We start from the raw sequence: 22,958 nt of genomic DNA, 5'->3' as shown, positions 1-22,958 counted from the left end.
CACCTGAACTACGTTCGGCCAGGACGGTTGGATGCACGTTCGATTGTCGGGGTTTACTGACGATCTCCGGACCTCGCATCGGCGGGCCTCAGGGCCTATATCCGCGAGCCCACGCCCCGCTCTGTCCGAGACTGCTCATGTCCTACATCGCCCGCGACGACCGCCCTGCCGACAAGGCCGCACGCTATGCCGAGGTCGAGGCCGAGATCCTGGCCGTGCTGGAAGGGGAGCCGAACCGGGTGGCGCGCATGGCTACCGTCGCCTCCATGCTGTCCGACGCCTTCCCGGTCTTCTTCTGGACCGGCTTCTATGTGGTCGACGAGACGAAGGCAGAGGAGCTCGTGGTCGGTCCCTACCAGGGCACCCTGGGCTGTCTGCGCATCGCCTTCGGGCGAGGCGTCTGCGGGACGGCGGCGGCCACGCGCCAGACCCAGATTGTCGAGGACGTCCACGCCTTTCCCGGCCACATCGCCTGCGACGCCCGCTCGGCCAGCGAGATCGTGGTGCCGGTGCTGGATGCGTCGGGCCGACTGCTCGCTGTCTTCGATGTGGACGCCACGGAGGTCGCCGCCTTCGACGTCGTCGATGCCGAGGCGTTGGAGCGGCTGATGGCCAAGGTGTTCGCCGCCTGACGACCGAATTTGACGCAGCCTCATGACATAGTCTTTCGACCCTGCCACGCTGGCGTCAGAGAGGGGCGGTCGACGGGCTGACCCCTACCAGGTGGACTGAGTGGACTCAGTGGACTGTATTTTTTCGGAGCGCCGACCATGAGCAACCGCGTCATCATCGTCACCGGAGGTCACGGCGACCTGGGCCGGGCCGTGGTCGAACAGGCCCTGGCCGACGGGCTGGATGTCGCCATCATCGACCACGCTATGGGCCATGCCGCTCCCGCGGGGGTTCAGGAACTGGGCGGCGTCGACCTGACCGACCCTGCGGCCGCCGACAAGGCGATCGCGGCCGTGATGACCCGCTTTGGCCGTATCGACGCCCTGCTGAATATCGCCGGCGGCTTCGTCTGGCAGACGACGGACGACGACAAGCCCGCCTGGGACAAGATGTTCGCCCTGAACCTGACCACCGCCCTGAACGCCAGCCGCGCCGCCCTGCCCCATCTGAAGGCGTCGGACGAAGGCCGGATCGTCAATGTCGGGGCCAATGGCGCCCTGCGCAGCGCGGCAGGCATGGGGGCCTATGCGGCGTCCAAGGCGGCGGTGCATCGCCTGACCGAAAGCCTGGCCGAGGAGCTGAAGACCACCTCCGTGACCGTCAACGCCGTCCTGCCCTCCATCCTGGACACCCAGCGCAACCGCGCCGACATGCCCGACGCCGATCCCTCGACCTGGGTCGCGCCCGCCGATCTGGCCCGGGTCATGCTCTTCCTCGCCTCGCCCGACAGCCGCGCCATGACAGGGGCGCTGGTGCCGGTCACGGGCCGGGTGTGATGCGACCCGCGCGCAGCGTCCTTTATCTGCCAGCCTCCAATGCGCGAGCAATAGAGAAGGCGCGCACCCTGGCCTGCGATGTCGCCATCCTCGATCTGGAAGACGCCGTCGCCCCCGAAGCCAAGATCGAGGCGCGGGCCGCAGCCGTCGCTGCGGTTCGAGCGGGCGGCTTCGGCCCGCGCCTGGGCGTCCGCATCAACGCGCTCGATACGGAATGGGGTGCCGACGATCTGGCCGCCCTCGCAGACACAGCCGTTGACCTGGTCGTCGTTCCCAAGGTCGAGGATGCGGCGGCGCTGCGTAACGTGGCCAGCCGGCTCCCTGAGGACACCGCCCTGTGGGCCATGATCGAGACGCCGCGCGCCCTGCTGGCCCTGAACGACATCGCCGCCAGCAGTGGTTCGCTTGAGGCCCTCATGCTGGGCACCAATGATCTGGGCACCATGCTCCGGACCGGCCCCTCCCCCGACCGCGAACCGCTCAAGCCCTGGCTGGCCCTTGTGGTCGCCACGGCCCGCGCGCACGGCCTGCTGGCCATTGACGGCGTCTTCAACCGCTTCGCCGACACGGATGGCTTCGCCGCTGAGTGTGCCCAGGGTCGCCTGTACGGCTTCGACGGCAAGAGCCTGATCCACCCGTCCCAGATCGAGGGGGCCAACGCCGCCTTCGCGCCCAGCGAGGCCGAGATCGCCCAGGCCCGCGCCATCGTGGCCGCGTTCAGCGCAGTCGAAGCTGCCGGTCGTGGAGCCATCCAGGTCGATGGGCAAATGGTCGAGCGGCTGCATCTGGCGGCCGCCGAACGCATCCTGGCGCAACACGCCGCGACCGACTGACCGTCCCTCTCGACCAAGCCCTCGTGTGCGCCTATTTAGGGCGTCGTCAAAAGCAACCGACGCTCTCCCCCAGCGCCGTCCACCCGAGGGTCAACGATCCTCAAACAACGAGACGCCGCGCGTCGCGTGATAGGGCCAAGTTTTCAACATGACACACGCCGTCATCCCCGCCACAGGGCTGTTCACGCCCGACCAGTCGATCTCCAACGAGGAACTGGTCAGCGCCTACAACGCCTATGCCGACGCCTATAACGCCGAGCATGCGGCCCAGATCGTCGAGGGCGACGTCGCCCCCCTGACGCCGTCATCGGTCGAGTTCATCGAAAAGGCGTCGGGCATCAAATCCCGCTTCGTGCTGGACAAGGCCGGCGTGCTCGATCCCGAGCGCATGGCCCCCAATATCCCCGAGCGCGGCAATGAAGAGCTGTCGATCATGGCGGAGATGGCGGTCAAGGCCGCCCGCGAAGCCATCGCCGCCTGGGGCAAGCCGGTTTCGGAGATCGGGGCCGTCCTGTGCGCCGCGTCCAACATGCCCCGCCCCTATCCGGCCCTGGCCATCGAGGTGCAGCAGGCCCTGGGCATCGAGGGTTTCGCCTTCGACATGAACGTCGCCTGTTCCAGCGCGACCTTCGGCATCAAGACGGCCGTGGACTTCATCACCGGCGGGTCGGTCAAGGCCGTGCTGATGGTCAATCCGGAGGTCTGCTCGGCCCATCTGAACTTCAAGGATCGCGACAGCCACTTCATCTTCGGCGACGTCTGCACCGCCGTGATCGTGGAGTCTTCCGAGACGGCCGGCCCCGGCGGCTGGGACGTGCTGGGCACGCGGCTGAAGACCAGCTTCTCCAACAACATCCGCAACAATTTCGGCTTTCTGAACAACGCCGCCCCGGAAGGCATCGGCGCGCCCGACAAGCTCTTCATCCAGCAGGGTCGCAAGGTGTTCAAGGACGTCGTGCCCATGGTGTCGGACATGATCGTCGATCATGCGGGCGAACTGGGCATCGACCCGACGACCCTCAAGAGGATGTGGCTGCATCAGGCCAACATCAACATGAACCAGTTCATCGGCCGCAAGGTCCTGGGCCGCGAGCCCGAGCCGCATGAAAACGTCATCATCCTGGACGACTATGCCAATACCTCCTCCGCCGGCTCGATCATCGCCTTCCACCTCCACCACGACGGTTTCGAAGCGGGCGACACCGGCCTGATCTGCAGCTTCGGTGCGGGCTATTCGGCCGGCACGGTCTTCGTCAGGAAGCGCTGATGCTTATTGCCGCGCGCTATCCGTCCGCGCGCGCACGGCCCCGAACTCCGAGGCCGGTTTCCACGTCGGCCAGTCGGTGCCGTTGGCGAGGTCCAGGCCCAGGCGGTACAGCAGGGTCAGGTTCTCGACCGCCGAGCTGAAGTCCAGATCGGCGGACCATTCGTCGCTGGGCTTGTGATAGTCGGCCCCGAACTTGGCCTGATAGGCGGGCAGGCCCACCGCCGTGCCGCCTTCGTCCAGATCGACGCCGTGCCACGGCATCAGGGCCGGCACGCCCGCGCGGGCGAAGGGGAAGTGGTCGGAGCGGTAATAGTACCCCTGCTCCGGCTCGCGGTCGTCGGTGACATAGCGCCCCTCGGCCTGGGCCAGGACCTCCAGCCGGTCCTCCAGATCGTTCTGCCCCTTGCCGAAGATGGCCAGGTCCTTCGTCGGGGCCGACAGCGGCAGCATATCGATGTTGATGTCCGCCACCGTCGTCTCCAGCGGCCAGACCGGATCGGCGGTGTAGCCATAGGCTCCCAGCAGGCCCATCTCCTCGGCGGCCATATGGGCAAAAACGATGCTGCGCTTTGGACGCGGGGCCTGGCTGAACTGGCGCGCGGTTTCCAGCACCCCGATGGTGCCCGACGCATTGTCCCACGCCCCGTTGAAGATGTTGTCGCCGGTCATGCCCGGATGCTGTTCCTCACCCCCCACATGGTCCCAATGGGCGGAATAGACGATGGTCTCGTTCGGTCGCTCGCTGCCCTCGATGCGGGCCAGCAGATTGTGGGTGACCAGGGTGTCGATCGTCTCCTCGGCGCTGACCGTCAGGCTGACCCCCGGCAGGGCCACGGCCTTGAACTGCCCCCCCGCCGTCGTGGGCAGAAGCGCGGCCAGATCGACACCGGCCGCCTGGGCGAGCGCCGTCGCGGCCTCGACCGTCATGGCACCCGAAAATTCGGTGTCGGCCGCACCGGGCGTCAGCGTGCGGCGGCGGTCGTTGCCGCCCCCGACGCGCGGGACCAGGGTGATCACGCCGATAGCGCCGCGCCGCCTGGCCTCATCGGCCTTGTAGGCGCCGGACTGGTAGTTGGTGGCATAGGCCCCGTTGAACAGGTCGCCCTCAGGCTCACCGGCCACCACGATGACCACCTTGCCCGTCACATCGAGGTCGCCGTAATCGTCCCAGTTCCGCTCCGGCGCGGAAATACCGTAGCCGGCGAAGACCACGCCCGCATTCTGGACGTCCGCCTTGCCGTCGTTGCTGACGGCGCGCAGGACGATGTCGGTGCCGACTGTCAGCGGGCGCGACTGGCCGTCAGGGCCGCTCCAGCTGGCCGTCGCCGGGCGCGCGGGCGTATAGCGTTTCAGTTCGATCGGTTGCAGCCACTGGCCGTTCGGACCGCCGGGCTGCAGCCCCATGGCCTCATACTGCGCCTGCAACCAAGACAGGGTCATGCGCTCGCCCTCCGTGCCCGGATAGCGGCCCTGGAAGCTGTCGTCGCTAATGGTGCGGATGCCGTCGCTCAGGCGGGCGGCCGAAAAATCCTGAGCGTGGCCGGCTCCGGCGGCCATCAGTACGGCGGCGGCTGCGACGCCGCCCATCATCTTGCGAAACATCGGAAAGCTCCGTCCGAAAAGGTCTGGTGCGGACATACGGGCGCAGCGGCTGCTGCGCCCGTTACAGTTTGTCCATGTAGGCTATCGGCGCTCTGCCGCCGTGGCCTCGCGGGCGGGCGCAAACTCCGAGCCCGGCTTCCACGCGGGCCAGTCGCGGCTGTTGGCCAAGTCCAGGCCGACTGCGTACAGCACCTGCAAGTCCTCGACCTGACCGGTCAGGTCCCAGTCCGCCGACCATTCGTCCGCCGCCTGATGATAGCGGCTGCGGCCATATTCGGACCGTGCTGCCTCGCGCTGGGCGATCGGCTCGTCACGGAAATCGCCCGTGCTGCCGCCATAGGTCATGGGCACGCCGCGCTTGGCCAGGGGGAAGTGGTCAGAGCGGAAATAGCCGCCCGAGGCCGGATTGGCATCCGGCTGAATCTCGCGACCCTGAGCCTGCACTTTCGCCCCGATCCGCTCGTCAAAATCGGACTGGCCATAGCCCGTGATGCCGTAGCGATTGACGCGACCGTAGACATTCATGGAATCGACGTTGAACCCGCCGACGGTGTTGGCCAACGGATAGACCGGGTTGGAGGCATAGAATTCCGAGCCCAGCAGGCCGCTCTCCTCGGCGGTGAAGCTGATCATGACGATGGAGCGTTCGGGTCGTGGCCCGGCTCCAAAGGCGCGGGCGATCTCCAGCAGTCCTGCCGTACCCGTGGCATTGTCGACCGCCCCATTGAAGATGGTGTCGCCCTCGGCATCGGGGGCGCCCACGCCGATGTGGTCCCAGTGGGCGGTATAGAGGATAGTCTCGTCCGGATGGGTGGTGCCCTCCAGCCGGGCCAGGACGTTGCGGGTGGTGATCTGGCTGGTCGCCACATCGAACATGCCGCTGAAGCTCGCGCCTTCCAGTTCGACCGGGCGGAAATCGCGACTGCGGGCCGCGACCTTCAAAGCCTCGAAATCCTGACCGGCGCGCTGGAACAGATCGACGGCCACGTCGCGCTGGATCCAGGCCTCCATCGGCACGCGCTCGGCCGCCGCATTCTGGCGCACGATATCGAACTGCGGGCCCGACCAGCTGTTGGTCACCGTCGCCCAGCCATAGGAAGCCGGAGCCGTCTCATGCACGATGATGACGCCCGCCGCGCCCTGACGCGCCGCCTCCTCGTACTTGTAGGTCCAGCGCCCGTAATAGGTCATGGCACGGCCGCCGAAGGTGTCCAGCTCGGGCTCCTCGAAATCCGCATCGTTTACCAGCACGACCAGGATCTTGCCGCGCACATCCACGTCCTTGAAGTCGTCCCACTGACGTTCCGGCGCATCGATGCCATAGCCGACGAAAACCAGAGGCGTGTCCGTCAGCATGACGTGGTCGCCGGGCAGGCGGGTCGAGACCACGATCTGCTGGCCCTGGGTCAGGGGAATGGTGTCGTCACCGACCTTCAGCTGCGCCTGGATGTTGGAGGCGGTGAAGCGGTTCAGGGTCACGTCCTGCGTCCACTGACCGTTCGGGCCCCCGGGCTGGAAGCCGGCGGCGGCATACTGCTCGCTCAGATATTTGACCACCATCTCCTCTGCCGGCGTGCCGATGCCGCGCCCCTGAAAGCTGTCATCGGACAGGATGCGGGCGTGTTCGGACAGCCGCCCGGTGTCGAAGGTCGGGGCCTGCTGGGCCAGCACGGGCGCGGACATCATCAGGGCGGCGGCGAGCGCGGGGGCGGACACGGACAAACGCATGGAGGACACCTTCAAAACTCTGGATGTCCGAACGTTAGGGCAGCGGTCACGCGGTGTCGATGCGACCGACCCGGACATCCGATACGAAAAACCCGCCGCGGCCGGAGCCGGGCGGGTTGATCGTTCGAAAGGAGCCGCGAACTCTTAGTGGGCCACGCCTCTCCAGATGCGGCGGTAGCTCATGTAGGTCAAGCCCGCGAACAGGAACAAGAAGACCATCACGCCGACGCCGGCCTGTTTGCGCTGGACCTGCTTGGGATCCGAGGCCCAGGCGATATAGGCGGCGACATCCTTGGAGTACTGATCCACCGTCTGCGCCGTGCCGTCGTCATAGGTCACCTGGCCGTCACGCAGCGGCGCGGCCATGGCGATGAAGCCGCCCTCGGGCGCATGGCCCTCGCCGGTCCAGAACGGCGTCAGGTCGCCGGCCATATAGGGATTGTAGCTCTGGCCGGGACGGATCTGCAGGCCCGCCGGAGCCGGCTTGTAGCCCGACAGCAGCGAGTAGATGTAGTTGGCTCCGTCGTGACGGGCCTTGGCCATGACAGACAGATCGGGCGGGGCGGCACCGCCGTTGGCAGCGGCGGCGGCCACGGCGTTGGGATAGGGGCTAGGGAAGCGGTCGGCAGGAATGCCGTCGCGCATGATGGGCTCGCCGGTTTCCGAATCGATGTCCGGCACCTGAACCTCGGCGGCCAGCACCTTTACGAAGCGGTTGGCGGCGGGGTTTTCCTGATGCGAGTCGTAAAACGGACCGCCCGGCTCGGCCAGGGTCCGGAAATGCATCAGGTTCATGCTGTGGCAGGCCGAGCAGACCTCGCGATAGACCTTGTAGCCGCGCTGCAGCTGGCCCTGGTCGAAGGAGCCGAACGGCCCCTCGAACGAGAACCCGCCCGAGCGCGGATGCTTGGCTCCACCGGCGGCCAGGGCGGGCGAAGCCGCCACGGCCAGGCCGACAGCGGCGGCGATCATGACCAGGGTCTTCTTCATGGTGTTCGTCTTCAAGCTCATGGTCGCGATCAGCCCTTCTTCTCGGCCGAGGCGGGGACAGCTCCGCTCATGGCGTCGCTGGTGCCCAGGACCGGCTCGGAGATGGTCGCGGGAATCCGGCGCGGCGTCTCACGCAGGCCCACCAGCGGCATGATCACCAGGAAGAAGGCGAAGTAGTAGAGCGTCAGGAAACGCGTCAGCCACAGATAGGAGTTCAGGTCACCGTCGATCAGGGTGAAGGTCTTGAACGAACCGATCACGGGCGCGTCGGGCAGCTGACCCCCGCACCAGCCCAGGCCCAGACCCACGGCCACGAAGATGAGGAAGAAGGTCCGCATCGTCGGACGATAGCGCATCGAGCGCACCTTGGACGTGTCCAGCCAGGGCAGGACGAACAGCACGCCGATGGCCGCGAACATGGCTACCACGCCACCAAACTTGTCCGGCACCGCCCGCAGGATGGCGTAGAAGGGCAGCATGTACCACTCGGGCACGATGTGCGCCGGCGTCACCAGCGGGTTGGCGGGAATGTAGTTGTCCGCATGACCCAGGGCATTGGGCATGAAGAAGACGAAGAAGGCGAACAGGATCAGGAACAGGATGATCGCGAAGCCGTCCTTGACCGTATAGTACGGGTGGAAGGGCAGCATATCCTTCTTGGCCCGATCCTTGGGAATCAGGATGCCGACGGGGTTGTTTTGACCGGCGTGGTGCAGGGCCCACAGGTGCAGCACCACACAGCCTGCGATCACGAACGGCAGCAGATAGTGCAGCGAGAAGAAGCGGTTCAGCGTCGCATTGTCGATGGCCGGGCCGCCGCGCAGCCAGATCAGCACGGGCTCGCCGATGACCGGGATGGCCCCGATCAGATTGGTGATGACCTCGGCACCCCAGAAGGACATCTGGCCCCAGGGCAGGACGTAGCCCAGGAAGGCGGTCGCGATCATCAGGAAGAAGATCACGCAGCCCATGATCCAGATCATTTCTCGCGGGGCTTTATAAGAGCCGTAGTAGAGGCCGCGCAGCATGTGGACATAGACCGCGATGAAGAACATCGAGGCCCCGTTGGCGTGGGTGTAGCGGATCAGGTCGCCGCCGTTGACGTCGCGCATGATGCGCTCGACCGAGGCGAAGGCCAGTTCGGTATTGGGCACATAATGCATGGCCAGGAAGATGCCCGAGGCGATCTGCACGACCAGACACAGGGCCAGAATGGCTCCGAAGGTGTACCAGTAGTTCAGGTTCTTCGGCGTCGGCAGCGACATGTAGTCGGCCCCGAAGCGGATGATCGGCAGGCGGGTGTCCATCCATCGCTCGATGGCGGTCTTGGGGACGTAGGTGGATTCGTGATCGCTCATGCTTCTGACCTAATCAACCGATCTGCACGCGGGTGTCGGAGACGTACTGGTACTCCGGCACAACGAGGTTCAACGGGGCCGGACCCTTACGGATACGGCCGGACGCATCGTAGTGCGAACCGTGGCACGGGCAGAACCAGCCGCCGTAATCCCCGGCGTTGAAGGTCGGCACGCAACCCAGGTGGGTGCACGAGCCGATGACGACCAGATATTTCTCGTGCCCGGGCTTGGTGCGCTCGACGTCGGTCTGCGCCGGGCTGCCGACGGCACCCTCGCTGACGACGCGCTGCAGCTCGGCCGGCGTGCGGTAGCGGACGAAGACAGGCTTGCCCTGCCACTTGATGACGACCTGCTGGCCTTCCTGAACCTTCGTCAGGTCGAACTCGATGGTCGACAGTGCCAAGGTGTCGGCGGCCGGGTTCATCGAGTTGATCAGCGGCCAGGCGACCATGGCCCCGGCCCCCACTGCCGCGGCGCCCGCCGCGATGTGGATGAAGTCCCGACGGGTGGCCTCGCCACCTTCGTTGTTCTCAGTCACGACCGATTCGGCCACGTCATACTCCTCATACGCCGGTCTCAGGCGCGTCCTGCGACGGCGTCTTTGCGGCATGAACGCTTTAGCGAAAAACCCTCGGCCTGACCCGGTCTGGTTTTGCGGCTCATCGACGCAAGTTGCTGACGCCACTTGCGAAACAGTCGCAATTAAGACCGCGACAAGCCCCCGGCTCACGCGTAAAGAGGGCCTTAGAATGCGTCTCGCCCTTTTTCAACCGGCCATTCCACAGAACGTCGGCGCCTGCATCCGCCTGAGCGCCTGTTTCGGCGTGGACCTGCATGTGATCGAGCCGACCGGCTTCCATTTCGACGACCGTGCCATGAAGCGCGCGGCCCTGGATTACGGGCCCCTCAGCCACCTGACCCGCCATGCGGACTGGGACGCATTTCAGACCGATCGCAGCCCCGGTCGTCTGATCCTGTTCACGACCAAAGGGGCCACGCCCCTGGACGCCTTCGCTTTCCAGCCGGACGACACCCTGCTGTTCGGCAGCGAGACCCGTGGAGCCCCCGACCATGTCCATGCCGCCGCCGACGCCCGCGTCGTCATCCCAATCCGCCCCGACGCCCGGTCGCTGAACCTCTCGGTCAGCGCGGGCATGGCCCTTTGGGAGGGGCTGAGACAGACCGCCCTGCTCACGCCGCGCTGACCTGTCCCTTCCCTACCGGTCCCGCGACGGACTAGAGACAGCGCATGAGCGACGTCACCACCGATCCCCTGACGCTGAAACAGGCCGAAACCCGGGCCTGGTTCGAAGCCCTGCGCGACCGCATCCATCTGGCCTTCGAGGCGCTGGAGGATCAGGCGCCGCTAGAGCTGTTCCCCGGCGAGGCCGGCCGGTTCGAGCGCACGCCCTGGCAGCGTCCCGAGGGCGGCGGCGGCGTCATGGGCATGATGCACGGACGGCTATTCGAAAAGGTCGGCGTGCACTGCTCGACCGTGCACGGCACCTTCCCGGCCGACTACGCCAAGTCCGTGCCCGGTGCCGCGGAAGACCCGCGCTTCTATGCCACCGGAATAAGCCTGATCGCCCATCCGGTCAGCCCGCGCATCCCGGCGGTCCATATGAACACCCGCTTCATCTCGACGACCCAAAGCTGGTTCGGTGGCGGGGCGGACCTGACGCCGGTGCTGGACGTGGACCGGCATCCGGAGGCCAAGGACACCCTGGGCTTCCACGCCGCCATGAAATCCGCCTGCGATGCCCACGACCCCGATTGGCATGCGAAGTTCAAACAGTGGTGCGACGACTATTTCTGGCTGGCGCACCGTAACGAGCCGCGCGGCACCGGCGGCATCTTCTACGACCACCACGACAGCGGCGACTATGCCCGCGACTTCGCCTTCACCCGTGATGTCGGTGAGGCCTTCCTGTTCGCCTATACCGAAATTGTCGCCCGCCGCATGGTCGAGCCCTGGACGCCCGAGGAGCGTGAGGAACAGCTGATCCGCCGGGGCCGCTATGTCGAGTTCAACCTGCTCTATGACCGGGGCACGATGTTCGGGCTGAAGACCGGCGGCAATGTCGACTCGATCCTCAGCTCCATGCCCCCCGTGGTGAAATGGCCCTAGAGATCGACTGAATGTCAGGCGACAGCCGCGTGTACTGAGGCGAGGTCGGCGTTGACGGTCTCGAAGCGCTCCACCCGGCCTTCCAGACCCTGAAGCTGCTGCGGGCGCTCCGGCTCGATGCCGATGGCGGCGCTTACCGCCTCGGGAAACTTGGCCGGATGGGCCGTTGCCAAGGCAACCACCGGGCCGTCGCGACGGTTCAGGCGGCGGGCGACGGTCAGGGCCACGGCTGTATGGGGGCAGATGATGCGGCCTGTCTCGCGGTGCGTGCGAGCGATCTCCTCCGCCGTTTCCGCCTCGGTGACAGCCACCGCCGAAATCTCGCGGCGCAGGGCTCCCAGCAGGTCGTCGGGGATCTGGACGCGTCCATGCCGCGCAAAGTCCTCGAACAGCCCGCGCGTCAAATCCGCATCGCGGCCCGAGGCCTCGAATACCAGCCGCTCGAAGTTGGATGGTGCCTGGACGTCCATACTCACGCTGGCGGTCGGGGTGGCCGTGGTGCGCTCATAGACGCCGGTGCCCAGCGCTCGGACCAGGGCGTCGTTGCGGTTGGTAGCGGCGACCAGACCGTCCATCGGCAGGCCCATCCGCTGAGCCCCCCAGCCAGCGAAGGCGTCGCCGAAATTACCGGTCGGCACGACATAGGTCGCTCTAGGAGCCGCATCGCCCAGCGCGCGCGCGGCCGTCACATAGTAGGGGATCTGACCCGCCAGCCGCGCCCAGTTGATAGAGTTGACTGAGCTGAGCCGGCGCCCGTCACGCAGGCCTTCGTCTGCCAGCAGAGCCTTCACCAGCCGCTGGCAATCGTCGAAGTCCCCCCGCACCGCCAGATTGCGCACATTGTCTGAGCCCGTGGTGGTCATCTGCAGGCGCTGGATGGGCGAGACGCGGTCGAGCGGGTGCAGGATGACCAACTCAACGCCCTTGATGCCCGCAAAGGCCCGCGCCGCCGCCGCGCCCGTATCGCCGCTGGTCGCCGTGATCAGCAGCAGCCGCTGACCGCTCTGCTTCAGCGCCGCCTCGGACAGCACGGCCGCCATCTGCATGGCGTAGTCCTTGAAGGCCGCCGTCGGGCCGTGGAACAGCTCCAGCATGTGCAGATTCGGACCGATCTGGACCAGGGGCGTCACCTCCGCCTCCAGAAACCCCTCTGTCAGCCGCCAGGTCGCCCGCGTCAGGGCCTCTTCAGGCAAAGCATCGCCGATGAAGGGACGCAGCACTACATGGGCCGTCTCTCGCGCTGAATGGGCGGTCATCGCCTCGGGAGCCAGAGCAGGCCAGCGGCTGGGCACATAGAGGCCACCATCCGGGGCCACGCCGCGCAGCAGGGCCTCGCTGAAATCGACGGCGGGGCTGAGTCCTCGGGTACTGATGTAGATCGAAGCGGCGGCGGGCATGGGCGGTCCGAAGGTTGATCGGATCATCCAACAGGTCGCCTTGCCGCGACGCAACAGGAACTGTGCGTCAGGCCCCCGCTTTCGCCGCCGGGCGGGCGCGGCAGGCCTCCAGCCAGCGGGCCAGATGGGTGAACTCTTCCGGCGGGCGGTATTTGACCAGTCGGGCGAAATCCAGACCTACCACGGCCACGATGTCGGCGATCGTGAATCGGTCCAGGGCCATGAACTCGCGATCGACCAGATGCCGGTCCAGCGTCTTCATGAAGCGCTCGGCCGAGACCTTGTTGTAGTCCGCAACCTGCGGCAGCTGGGTCGCTTCCAGCGCGGCCAAGGCAGGATGCGAATGGCGCACACTGAGCATGATCGGATTGGCCAGATAAAATTCGCCACGGCGCATCCACATCTCGACGATCGCCTGCTCACGCGCGTCACGGCCAAAAAGATTGGGTTCCGGATACAGTGCCTCCAGATAGCGGCCGATGGCGATGGATTCGGAGATGGTCGTTCCGTCGTCCAGCGTCAGGGACGGGACATGGGGCACGCCGACGCGGGCGCGATACTCCGGCGTCTTGTGCTCACCGACCATGATGTCCAGTTCGACCAGTTCGACATCCTCGATGCCCTTTTCGGCCATGACCCAGCGAACGCGGCGCGGATTTGGGGCGCGGTGCGAGGTGTAGAGCTTCATCGATACGGTCTCCGGTTCAGCCGAATATGGCGGCGGGCATGGCCCCGACAACCGCCGCCGTCATGAGCGTGGTCAGGAAGCCCGCGAACAGCCCCTTCCAGACCAGACCCAGCACCTCCTCGCGCCGTTCTGGCATGAGGACGGACAGACCGGTCACGGTGATGCCCACCGAGCCGATATTGGCGAAACCGCACAGCGCATAGGTCAGCAGCATCCGCGTCCGCTCGCTCATCTCGGCTACCGGGACCTTGCCCAATTCGATGAAGGCGACGAACTCGGTCAGGGTCAGTTTGACACCTAAGAGCCATCCGGCCTTGCCCGCCTCCGACCCATTGACGCCGATCAGCCAGGCGACGGGCGTGAAAAACCAGCCCAGCAGTCTTTCGACCGTCATCGGGGCGTCGAACAGCCAGACGCCGCCGATCATGATGTTGACCAGGGCGACCAGGGCCACGAACACGATCAGCACCGCCGAGATGTTCAGCACCACCATCAGGCCGTCGGCCGTACCCTTGACGATCGCGTCGATGGCGCTGTCGTATTTCAGGGCCGAGCCATAATCCGCGACCTCGCCGCCCTGCCCCGGCGTCTCCGGGATCATGATGCGCGCCAGCAGGATGCCGGCCGGTGCCGAGACGATGGAGGCGACCAGCACATGGCCCGCGGCATTCGGCAGGACGGGTGCCAGGATCGAGGCGTAGGCCACCATCGTCGAACCCGCGACGGTGCCCAGACCCACCACCATCATCAGGAACAGCTCCGACCGGGTCAGCTTGTCCAGATAGGCGCGGATGACGATGGGACTTTCGATCATGCCCAGGAAGATGTTGGCCGCGACGGCCAAGGCCGAGGCTCCTCCCAGGCCCATCGTGCGCTGAAACAGAAAACCGAAGCCGAGCGTGATCCACTTCAGAATGCGCCAGTGCCACAGCAGCGCCGACAGGGCCGAAATGACCAGGATCAGCGGCAGGACGTTAAACGCGAAGGTGAACAGCCCCTGCTGATTGGTCACCGCATAGGGCTGGTCGCCCCCGGCCAGATAGCCGAACACGAACTGGGTCCCTCGCGCTGTGGCCTTGGCCAGTCCATCGACGGCACCGGTAATCGCCGCCAGCACGCTCTGCGAACCCGGAATGGCGAACAGGGCCAGGATCAGCGCCGCCTGAACCGCAATGGCCCCCAACGCCAGCCGCCATGGAAACCGCTTGCGGTTCTCCGACAGGCCCCAACAGGCCGCCACGATGACGACCAGACCCAGCAGGCTCTGAAGGTTCAGCAGGCTGAACATGACGCGCAATCTTCCCCACCCCGGCCCCGCCGGTCCCTGACATCGCTTGAACGCCGCCGATGAAGCTCTGGCAAGAGGCGAAGTGTGTGTCTGTCAAAAAGGCCTCACTTTCTCTCGAGCTTCAAGTTTCTGCTCGGTCCGCAATCTCGGCTCGGCTAACGGGTCGATCGATCTGTCTGAAATGTTCGTGGACGGCGGCATTCAGATCGGACGCCAGGATCGATCTGCAGATCGCTATGAAAACGTCAGTCAGATGCCAGCGTGAACGACTTCTGCTGCCTCTTCGATCGCGGCCCAGACGCGGCTCAGATCGGCATCATCGATACAATAGGGCGGCATGACATACACGGTGTCGCCCAAGGGCCGGATCAGCAAGTCGCGCTCACGGAAAAACTTCAGCAGCCACGGCCCCAGTCCGGACAGATAGCCACCCCGCGCGCCCTCGAAATCGACCGCCGCGATCGTGCCGAGGCGACGGATGTTGCTGAGGGCCGGATGGGCGGACAGGCGATCCAGATGCGCCTGCTGCGCCTGACCTAGGGCTGCGACGCGATCCAGCACGGGCTCTTCGCGCCAGATGGACAGGTTCTCGGCGGCGACGGCGCAGGCGATGGGGTTGGCGGTATAGCTGGATGAGTGGAAGAACATCTTCGCCCGGTCGGTCGACCGGTGCGCCTCGAAGATCGGGGCCGTCGCCAGGGTGGCAGCCAGCGGCAGGGCCCCGCCGGTCAACCCCTTGGACAGACACAGGATGTCGGGCGACACGCCCGCCTGTTCGCAGGCCAGGAGTGTGCCGGTGCGACCCCAGCCCGTCATCACCTCGTCGGCGATGAACAGGACGCCGTGCCGGGCGCAGACATCGGCCAGGGCTCGCAAGGTCTCTGCGGAATAGATCAGCATCCCGCCCGCACCGAGGATCAGCGGCTCGACGATGAAGGCGGCGGGTTTCGGCTCCTGACGGCAGAAGGCGTCGAGCGCATCTACGCTGGCCCGTTCCGCTCCGGCTGTCGGAAACGGGACGGTAGCCACGTCGAACAGCAGGGGCGCATAGGCTTGGTTGAACACGCCGCGCTGGCCCACCGACATCGTGCCGATGGTGTCGCCGTGATAGCTGTGCTGCATGACCACGATGCGGTGGCGGGGCTGTCCGATGTTGGTCCAGAAGCCCAGCGCCATCTTCAGCGCCACCTCCACCGCCGTCGAGCCGCTGTCGGAATAGAAGACATGTTGCAGGGGCTCGGGCGTGATGTCGATCAGACCGCACGCCAAGGTCTCCGCCGGTTCATGGGTCCAGCCGGCGAAGATGATCTGATCGAAGCGCTCGCTGGCCTTTCGTATGGCGGCCTGAAGGCGCGGATGGCTGTGGCCGTGGGTGATGACCCACCAGCTGGAGATGGCGTCGATCACGCGGCGACCGTCGGCCGTATGGATGGCCGCGCCCTCTGTGCGCGCCACCTCGGGGATGGGTTCGTTCAGCCCGTGCTGGGTGAAGGGATGCCAAACAGGGCTGCTCACTGGAAATCACCCAGATCGAAACCGGCGGCGAAGGCGCTACGCAGGGTATCGGGCGTCAGGCTGTCGAGCCATGGCAGACGCCCCAGGCGCCGGATCTGGCCGAAGCGAACGATGGCGGCCTCGGAACTGGCGTTAGACTCGCCGATGAAGGCGATGCCCAGAACGGGCACATTGCGTGATCTCAGCGCCTCCAGCGTCAGCAAACTGTGGTTGATGGTGCCGAGCGCGGTCGAGGCGCAGACGATGGTGGGCAGGCCCCAACGCGCGAAAACATCCGCGAACAGGACGTCATGGTTCAATGGCACCAGCGCGCCGCCCGCCCCCTCGATGATCAGGGGCCGGTCGCAGGGCGGCGGGGTCAGAACGTCCTCATCGATCCGGATGCCCTCCAGATCGGCGGCATGGTGAGGCGAGGCGGGTGTCTGCAGCCGCCAGATCTCGGGCAGGATGCGATCGGATGCCAGACCGATCAGCGCCGCCACGCGCTGGGCGTCCGTGCCGCCATCCAGACCCGCCTGCACCGGTTTCCAGTAACATCCGTGCAGAGCCTGAGTCAGGGCGGCCGCGAAGACCGTTTTGCCGATGTCGGTATTGGTGCCGGTTACGACGAAGCGGTTCATGCGGCCTCCAGCAGCGGGTCCAGCGCGGCGACCAGCGCCTGTACATCGGCCATGTTCACGTTCAGCGTCAGCGAGACCCGCAAGCGGGCGGTCCCGACGGGCACGGTCGGTGGGCGGATGCCGCGCACATCGAAGCCTTGCGCTTGCAGCGCGGCGGCGACCCGCATGGTGCGGGCATCGTTGCCCAGGATGACCGGCACGATCTGGGACCCCGTGCTTGCCACGCCCAGCCTGTCGATGAAGAGAGCCCCCGCATCGGCGATCAGGCCATGTAGCTGGACCCGCAGCCCGTCGTCCTGCATCCGTCGTAAGGCCGCCCGGCAGGCGGCGGCCATAAGAGGCGATGGCGCAGTCGAGAAGATGAAGCCGCGGCCGCGATTGATCAGAAAGTCGATGACCGTCCGGTCGCCACAGACCAGCGCCCCTTCGCATCCCAGAGCCTTGCCGCAGGTCCGCAGGGTTATGACGTTGGAGCGTCCCTCCAGCCCCGCCGCCAGCCCACGCCCGCCGGGTCCGAACACGCCGGTCGCATGGGCCTCGTCGATCAAAAGGACGGCGTCATGGCGATTAGCGATTGTGGCCAAATCGACCAGCGGCGCCCGGTCGCCGTCCATGGAATACAGGCTCTCGACCGCGATCCAGACCTGACCCTTGCCGCCGCTGGCACGCCAGTGGGCGATGGCGATTTCGATCGCACCCGCGTCGTTGTGGGCTGCCGACAAGGCTTCGGCCCGGCCCAGCCGCATGCCTTCATGCGCGCTGGCATGGATCAGGGCGTCATGGACGACCAGATCGCCCCGCTGGGGCAGGGTCGCCAACAGCGCTGCATTGGCCGCGTAGCCGGACGAGAAATACAGGGCCGCCTCGCTGCCGAACAACGCGGCCGCCTCGGCCTCGAGCGCCTCATGCTCCGGATGATTGCCGCGCAGCAGCCGTGAGCCGCCAGAGCCGACCGGCACCCCTCGATCCAGCGCCTCGACCACCGCCTGTTGCAACGCGGACGACCCCGCCAGCCCCAGATAGTCGTTAGAGGAGAAGTCCACGCCCGCACGCGCTCGCAAACCGCGCAGGCGAGCGGCGGCCTCGAGCTCATCCAGATGAGCGCGATGGGAAACGAACGGCTTCAACTCGGCAGATGAGGTCTGATCTACTGCCTGCGCACCAGCCGACCGTAGTCTTCCATCAGGCCCAGGCTGAGTGCACCGGGCGTGAAGCGGTATTCGCCGATCTCGCTGACGGGCGTCACTTCTGCCGCGGTGCCGGTCAGGAAGCATTCGCTGAAGGTCGACAGTTCCTCGGGCCGGATGTGGCGCACGATGACCTCGATCCCCTTGGCCCTGGCCATTTCGATAATGGTCTGCCGCGTGATGCCGTCCAGGATGGCGTCGATGGGCGGGGTGTGCAGGACGCCGTCCTGAACGAAGAAGACATTGGCCCCGGTCGCCTCCGCGACATAGCCGCGCCAGTCCAGCATCATGGCGTCGGAGAAGCCGCGCTTTTCGGCCGCCGTCTTGGACATGGTGCAGATCATGTAGAGACCCGCCGCCTTGGCCGCCGAAGGGGCCGTGGCCGGGTCGGGCCTGCGCCACTTGGCCCACTCCAGGCGGATGCCCTTTGCCTTCGTCTCGGGATCGAAATAGGAGGGCCATTCCCAGGCGGCGATAGCCAGATGCGGTTTGGAGTTCTTGGCCGTGACGCTGACCTGTTCCGACCCCAGGAAGGCGACCGGACGCACATAACAGTCGTCCAGACCCATCTTGGCACAGGTTTCCTTGCAGGCGGCGTCGATCTCGGCCACGCTATAGGGAAGGTCGAAGTCCAGCAGGTTTGCAGAACGCTTGAGGCGTTCGCTATGCGGGGTCAGCTTGAAGATTTCGCCCGCATACATACGCTCACCCTCGAAGACCGACGAGCCGTAGTGGAGAGCATGGGTCAGAACGTGCGTTTTCGCGTCCCGCCAGGGCACGAAATGCCCGTCCATCCAGATCCAGCCGTCACGATCGTCGAAAGGAACGAAGGCCATTGAATAACGTCTCCCGTAGCGATGTGGGTTTTAGACCCGCCCGAACGCCTCAGGTCAACGCCTGTCGGCATGGCGGAAGCGCATCCTCATGACCGATTCGCGCAGCACCGGCCGTTCTGGCCCCATCGCCGGCCCCGGCGCAGGCCGCCATCTGCTGGTCGTCGATGATGACGACCGCATCCGCGACCTGCTGAAGGAATTCCTGGCGCGGGAGGGTTATCGGGTCACCGGGGCCGCCCACGCCGCCGCCGCACGTCGCCTGGTCGAGTTGATCGAGTTCGACCTGATCGTGCTCGACGTTATGATGCCGGGCGAGAGCGGGTTTGACCTGACCAGCTGGATCAGGGCCCAGGCCGAGACTTCCAAAACCCCCGTTATGCTGCTGACCGCCAAGGGCGATCCCGACGACCGGATCGAGGGACTGTCGCGCGGGGCCGACGACTATATGTCCAAGCCCTTCGACCCGCGCGAGCTGGCGCTGCGGGTGGATGCCATCCTGCGCCGGACGGGCGGCAAGCCCCTGACTCCGCGCGAGATCAAGCTGGGCCCGGCGGTATTCGACATGGAGCGGCTGGAGCTTTCGCGAGATGGCGCGCCCTTGCGGCTGACCGAGGCCGAGGCACAACTTCTTAAGACGCTTGCGATCCATGCCCATGCCCCGGTCGAGCGCATGAGCCTGTCGCCCGATACCGCCGACATCACCGGCCGCGCCGTCGATGTCCAGGTCACGCGCCTGCGTCGCAAGCTGGAGGTCGATCCCAAGAACCCCCGCTATCTCCAGACCGTGCGCGGCATAGGCTATATGCTGGCCCCGGACTGACGACGCATGAGGCTGATGCCCTTTAACGTCTGGGCGCGGATGCTCAAGCGGCGGTTGCCGACCTCGCTGTGGGGGAGGTCGCTGCTGATCATCGTCCTGCCGGTACTGGTCATGCAGGTGGCGGTCACCTGGGCCTTCTTCGACATGCACTGGCAGACGGTGACGGCCCGCCTGTCCGACGGCCTGGCCGGCGACGTGGCCTGGGCGGCGGAAAGCTATGCCGACGATCCGACACCCCAGAACCTGGCCGTGATCGCGGACCGGGCGCAACGTTCCATGTCGCTGTCCATCGCCATGAGAGAAGGCGAAACCCTCCCGGTAGATGCCCGGCGCGGACCGATCGGCGTCATCGACCGGACCTTGGGCAAGGCTCTGCAGACACGGGTCGACCGGCCTGTGTGGTTCGATACCACCCGCTACCCCGCCTATGTCGATATCCGCGTGCAGCAGCCACAGGGCGTGCTGCGGATCATCGCGCCGCGTGAGCGGGCGGTAGCGACCCAGGCGCATATCTTCGTACTGTGGCTGTTGATCGCGACCGTGCTGCTGATGTCGATCGCCGTGCTGTTCATCCGCAATCAGGTCCGCTCCATCGAGCGGCTGGCCGATGCGGCTGAGGCTTTTGGCCGGGGCGAGGCGCGAGAGCGGTTCAAACCGCATGGCGCCCGCGAAGTCCGTGCCGCCGCCACCGCCTTCATGGCCATGCGCGAGCGAATCCAGCGCCACATCGATCAGCGAACCGCCATGCTGGCCTCGGTGAGCCACGATCTGCGCACCCCCCTGACCCGTCTGCGGCTGGAACTGGCCCTCGCTCCGCCGTTCAAGCGCCAGGCCGCCATGAAGGGCGATCTGGATGAGATGGAGCATATGATCGACGAATACCTGGCTTTCGCGCGCGGCGAGGCTGGCGAGGCGACCCAGACCGTCAGGATCGGCGACCTGTTGCAGGCCGCAGCCGAGGACGCGCGACGCGCCAGAGCGGAGGTCGAGGTGGCATCTCCCGACGGCCTTACCGCCTCGCTGCGTCCACTGGCCTTCAAGCGGGCCCTGACCAATCTGGCGGGCAATGCGGCGTCGCACGGCGAGACGGTCCGCCTGAGCGCCCGCGCACTGCCGTCCGGCGGGCTGGAGGTGATCGTCGAGGATGACGGCCCCGGTATTCCCGAGGATATGTATGAGGAGGCTTTCAGGCCCTTCTCGCGGCTGGATCCCTCACGCAACCAAAACAGCAAGGGGGTCGGCCTGGGACTGGCCATTGCCCGCGACGTGGCCCGCGGTCATGGCGGCGACATCACCCTGGACCGCAGCGACCTGGGCGGGCTGAAAGCGATCATCCGCCTGCCGGAGTAGAGGCGATCACATTACAGGGCGGGGACTGGCGAAGCGCCACCATAGGGCGCATCCTCCCCGTACAGGGGTTTTGGAGCGAAAGATCATGCGTAGACTTGCCTTCTTTGCACCGCTGGGCGCGGTCGTTGCCCTCGCCGCCAGCCCGGCTCTGGCCCAGGCACCGACGATCAATGTCGCGCTGGGCAGCGACCTTCAAGCAAAGGTCGAGGAACTGGGCGAACGCGACGTCAGTGAACAGACGACCCGCCTGATGGAAGTGGTCCAATCGACACTCGCCCGGCGCGGGGCGCTGGATGGCGCGACCATCGACCTCATCGTTACCGACTTGAAGCCCAACCGCCCGACCTTTCAGCAGCAGGTGGAGCGCCCCGGCTTGGATGGCATCCGCAGCCTTTCCATCGGGGGCGCGACCATCGAGGGCACCATCACTACGGCGGACGGTCAGGTGCAGCCGGTGAAATACGACTGGTACAGCAGCAATATCGCAGAGGTCCGCGGTTTTGGCGTCTGGCAGGATGCGGACCGCGCCTATCGCCGCCTGGCCGCGAACCTGGCCGATGGACGCTACGTCACGCGCTGAGTTCGCCCGCGCGGTACACGGCAAACTTGACCGCGGCCTCTGCGGCGCGGTCAAGATCGCCGGTTGCGCCCATAGCCTCTAGGCCCGCCTGCGTCGTGCCACCCGGCGAGGCGATGCGGGCGATCAGGTCCGAGAGCGGCGCGCCTGTTCCCGCTCCTGCGCCTGCAGACCGCAAGGCCCCGGTGGCCAGACGCGCGGCGGCGTCTGGCGACAGTCCCCTCGCCTCTCCAGCGCGCGCCAGGGCCCGGGCAAAGGCGTAGATGAAAGCCGGCGCTGATCCCGCCACAGCCGTGGCGGCGTCCATTTGGTCTTCGTCCGCGAGATCCACGACATCGGCCAGTGGTTCGAAGAGGGAATGGGCCACGGCACGAGTGTGCTCGCGCTCGGCCCAAACCGCCGCCACGCCGCTGGCCTGAGCCACCGCTGTGGTGGGCATGACGCGGACAACGGCTCGATTGGTAGCCATGGCGATGTCGTCGGCCTTGACTCCAGCCATGGCCGAGACCAGAGCCACATCGGCTGCGAGATGAGGGAGCAGCGGCAGCAGAGCGTCCCGCCATTTCGCCGGCTTGACCGCAATGACCAGTGCGCTGGCCTCGGCTAGGTCACCTACCGGCGGGTTGAGACGCGCCCCGCGTGCTGCGGCGTCTTCAGCCATAGGCTTGGTCGATGGTGTCAGGACAATGATGTTCTTGGGTACCACCGCTCCGGTGTTCAGCCAGCCTTCGAGAACAGCGGAGCCTAGACGCCCACAACCCAGCAGAATTACGGGGCCGGTTTGGGCGGATTCACACATCGGATCAGGCCGTGCCGACGGTCTCGAAAAGGCAGGCGGCGATGGCATCTTGGGGCTTCTTGGAACCCCGGATCATGAAGTCGAACGCCGGGTAGTAGCGGTCGGCCGCCTCCAGCGCCGCATCGATCATGGATGCAGCCTGGGCCAGCGTCGGGCGCTCGCCGAATGGCAGGGCCAGGGAGTGGCGGAAGACGATCTCGCCATCCTCGGCCCACACCTCGAAATGCCCCATCCAGGTGCGCTGATTGATCAGGCCCACCAGCTCATAGGCGGCTGCGCGGCGCGTCTTGGACGCCTGGAGGTCCAGGGCACAGCACAGTTGCAGGCAGTCGCCCTCGGGCCGCCAGGCGAACCACAGCTCATAATCCTTCCAATCGCCGGCGAGCGAGAAGGCGACATCGCCCTCATCCGTACGATCGAACGGCAGGTTTTCCGCCACCAGGACGTGTTCGACGACATCCAGCGGATCGTGCGGGACATCGACTTCTTCAGGGCGGACTGCGTCCATCAACAATACTCCGGGCGCG

Annotated in this window: 23 protein-coding genes; 9 read left to right on the top strand and 14 right to left on the bottom strand. The window is 66.2% G+C overall.

What is annotated here, in order from left to right:
* Positions 1 to 137 precede the first annotated feature (137 nt).
* The 4 genes from ACE3TH_RS09525 (at position 138) to ACE3TH_RS09510 (ending at position 3,548) form a co-directional block, all read left to right on the top strand.
* The gene (locus ACE3TH_RS09525; RefSeq protein ID WP_374599514.1) at positions 138 to 632 is read left to right on the top strand and encodes a GAF domain-containing protein; all 495 of its coding nucleotides are present in this window, start codon (positions 138 to 140) and stop codon (positions 630 to 632) included.
* 138 nt (positions 633 to 770) lie between these two features.
* Positions 771 to 1,448 (top strand): SDR family NAD(P)-dependent oxidoreductase, encoded by a 678-nt coding sequence (locus tag ACE3TH_RS09520; protein ID WP_374599512.1) that lies wholly within the window; start codon positions 771 to 773, stop codon positions 1,446 to 1,448.
* A complete protein-coding gene (locus tag ACE3TH_RS09515; protein ID WP_374599511.1) occupies positions 1,448 to 2,281 on the top strand; it encodes a CoA ester lyase in 834 nt (277 codons plus the stop codon). The genes ACE3TH_RS09520 and ACE3TH_RS09515 overlap by 1 nt, the downstream gene beginning before the upstream one ends.
* A 148-nt stretch (positions 2,282 to 2,429) precedes the next feature.
* Positions 2,430 to 3,548 carry a beta-ketoacyl-ACP synthase III gene (locus ACE3TH_RS09510; protein ID WP_374599510.1) on the top strand — a complete coding sequence of 373 codons (1,119 nt, stop codon included), beginning with the start codon at positions 2,430 to 2,432 and terminating at the stop codon, positions 3,546 to 3,548.
* A gap of 3 nt (positions 3,549 to 3,551) precedes the next feature.
* On the opposite strand, the gene ACE3TH_RS09505 is transcribed toward ACE3TH_RS09510, so the two are convergent.
* From ACE3TH_RS09505 to petA, 5 genes are all read right to left on the bottom strand, one after another.
* Complete coding sequence (locus ACE3TH_RS09505; RefSeq protein WP_374599509.1) at positions 3,552 to 5,150, bottom strand: M28 family peptidase; 1,599 nt, start codon at positions 5,148 to 5,150, stop codon at positions 3,552 to 3,554.
* Positions 5,151 to 5,231: 81 nt separating this feature from the next.
* A complete protein-coding gene (locus tag ACE3TH_RS09500; RefSeq protein WP_374599508.1) occupies positions 5,232 to 6,878 on the bottom strand; it encodes a M28 family metallopeptidase in 1,647 nt (548 codons plus the stop codon).
* A gap of 144 nt (positions 6,879 to 7,022) precedes the next feature.
* Positions 7,023 to 7,889, bottom strand: coding sequence for a cytochrome c1 (locus ACE3TH_RS09495; RefSeq protein ID WP_374599507.1), 867 nt, complete (start codon positions 7,887 to 7,889; stop codon positions 7,023 to 7,025).
* 8 nt (positions 7,890 to 7,897) lie between these two features.
* The gene (locus ACE3TH_RS09490; protein WP_374599506.1) at positions 7,898 to 9,226 is read right to left on the bottom strand and encodes a cytochrome bc complex cytochrome b subunit; all 1,329 of its coding nucleotides are present in this window, start codon (positions 9,224 to 9,226) and stop codon (positions 7,898 to 7,900) included.
* A 13-nt stretch (positions 9,227 to 9,239) separates the two neighbouring features.
* On the bottom strand, positions 9,240 to 9,836 hold the full coding sequence (gene petA, locus ACE3TH_RS09485) for a ubiquinol-cytochrome c reductase iron-sulfur subunit (protein WP_374599505.1): 597 nt from the start codon (positions 9,834 to 9,836) through the stop codon (positions 9,240 to 9,242).
* A 139-nt stretch (positions 9,837 to 9,975) separates the two neighbouring features.
* On the opposite strand from petA, the gene ACE3TH_RS09480 reads away from it, so the two are divergent.
* Complete coding sequence (locus tag ACE3TH_RS09480; protein ID WP_374599504.1) at positions 9,976 to 10,431, top strand: tRNA (cytidine(34)-2'-O)-methyltransferase; 456 nt, start codon at positions 9,976 to 9,978, stop codon at positions 10,429 to 10,431.
* Between the two features lie 44 nt (positions 10,432 to 10,475).
* Positions 10,476 to 11,354 (top strand): oxygen-dependent coproporphyrinogen oxidase, encoded by an 879-nt coding sequence (gene hemF / locus ACE3TH_RS09475; protein WP_374599503.1) that lies wholly within the window; start codon positions 10,476 to 10,478, stop codon positions 11,352 to 11,354.
* A gap of 14 nt (positions 11,355 to 11,368) precedes the next feature.
* Here the strand turns inward: hemF and thrC are convergent, their stop codons facing one another.
* The 7 genes from thrC to ACE3TH_RS09440 form a co-directional block, all read right to left on the bottom strand.
* Positions 11,369 to 12,751, bottom strand: coding sequence for a threonine synthase (gene thrC, locus ACE3TH_RS09470; protein ID WP_374599502.1), 1,383 nt, complete (start codon positions 12,749 to 12,751; stop codon positions 11,369 to 11,371).
* Between the two features lie 67 nt (positions 12,752 to 12,818).
* Positions 12,819 to 13,439: a glutathione S-transferase family protein gene (locus ACE3TH_RS09465; protein ID WP_374599501.1), complete on the bottom strand. Its 621-nt coding sequence runs from the start codon at positions 13,437 to 13,439 to the stop codon at positions 12,819 to 12,821.
* A 16-nt stretch (positions 13,440 to 13,455) separates the two neighbouring features.
* Positions 13,456 to 14,727 (bottom strand): NupC/NupG family nucleoside CNT transporter, encoded by a 1,272-nt coding sequence (locus ACE3TH_RS09460; protein WP_374599500.1) that lies wholly within the window; start codon positions 14,725 to 14,727, stop codon positions 13,456 to 13,458.
* 249 nt (positions 14,728 to 14,976) lie between these two features.
* Positions 14,977 to 16,242 carry an adenosylmethionine--8-amino-7-oxononanoate transaminase gene (locus tag ACE3TH_RS09455; protein ID WP_374599499.1) on the bottom strand — a complete coding sequence of 422 codons (1,266 nt, stop codon included), beginning with the start codon at positions 16,240 to 16,242 and terminating at the stop codon, positions 14,977 to 14,979.
* Positions 16,239 to 16,862 (bottom strand): dethiobiotin synthase, encoded by a 624-nt coding sequence (gene bioD, locus ACE3TH_RS09450; RefSeq protein WP_374599498.1) that lies wholly within the window; start codon positions 16,860 to 16,862, stop codon positions 16,239 to 16,241. The genes ACE3TH_RS09455 and bioD overlap by 4 nt, the downstream gene beginning before the upstream one ends.
* The gene (locus ACE3TH_RS09445; RefSeq protein WP_374599497.1) at positions 16,859 to 17,905 is read right to left on the bottom strand and encodes an 8-amino-7-oxononanoate synthase; all 1,047 of its coding nucleotides are present in this window, start codon (positions 17,903 to 17,905) and stop codon (positions 16,859 to 16,861) included. Before ACE3TH_RS09445 ends, bioD begins: the two co-directional genes overlap by 4 nt.
* 104 nt (positions 17,906 to 18,009) lie before the next feature.
* On the bottom strand, positions 18,010 to 18,885 hold the full coding sequence (locus ACE3TH_RS09440) for a branched-chain amino acid aminotransferase (RefSeq protein WP_292172048.1): 876 nt from the start codon (positions 18,883 to 18,885) through the stop codon (positions 18,010 to 18,012).
* Between the two features lie 88 nt (positions 18,886 to 18,973).
* Between ACE3TH_RS09440 and ACE3TH_RS09435 the strand changes: the two genes are divergently transcribed.
* The 3 genes from ACE3TH_RS09435 to ACE3TH_RS09425 all read left to right on the top strand — a co-directional run bounded on the left by ACE3TH_RS09435 (position 18,974) and on the right by ACE3TH_RS09425 (position 21,635).
* Positions 18,974 to 19,705: a response regulator gene (locus ACE3TH_RS09435; protein WP_374599496.1), complete on the top strand. Its 732-nt coding sequence runs from the start codon at positions 18,974 to 18,976 to the stop codon at positions 19,703 to 19,705.
* Positions 19,706 to 19,711: 6 nt separating this feature from the next.
* On the top strand, positions 19,712 to 21,055 hold the full coding sequence (locus ACE3TH_RS09430) for an ATP-binding protein (protein WP_374599495.1): 1,344 nt from the start codon (positions 19,712 to 19,714) through the stop codon (positions 21,053 to 21,055).
* Between the two features lie 85 nt (positions 21,056 to 21,140).
* Positions 21,141 to 21,635, top strand: a complete 495-nt coding sequence (locus tag ACE3TH_RS09425) for a hypothetical protein (protein ID WP_374599494.1) — start codon at positions 21,141 to 21,143, stop codon at positions 21,633 to 21,635.
* On the opposite strand, the gene ACE3TH_RS09420 is transcribed toward ACE3TH_RS09425, so the two are convergent.
* Positions 21,625 to 22,431, bottom strand: a complete 807-nt coding sequence (locus ACE3TH_RS09420) for a pyrroline-5-carboxylate reductase family protein (protein WP_374599493.1) — start codon at positions 22,429 to 22,431, stop codon at positions 21,625 to 21,627. The two genes, ACE3TH_RS09425 and ACE3TH_RS09420, sit on opposite strands and share 11 nt — an antisense overlap.
* A 4-nt stretch (positions 22,432 to 22,435) precedes the next feature.
* The gene (locus ACE3TH_RS09415) at positions 22,436 to 22,939 is read right to left on the bottom strand and encodes a YbjN domain-containing protein (protein ID WP_296165785.1); all 504 of its coding nucleotides are present in this window, start codon (positions 22,937 to 22,939) and stop codon (positions 22,436 to 22,438) included.
* Positions 22,940 to 22,958: the final 19 nt, after the last annotated feature.

It is taken from the genome of Brevundimonas sp. (assembly GCF_041919755.1).
Lineage (GTDB): Bacteria > Pseudomonadota > Alphaproteobacteria > Caulobacterales > Caulobacteraceae > Brevundimonas.
Note: the sequence above shows the minus strand (reverse complement) of the source record. Positions and strands in the feature narration are given on the sequence as shown.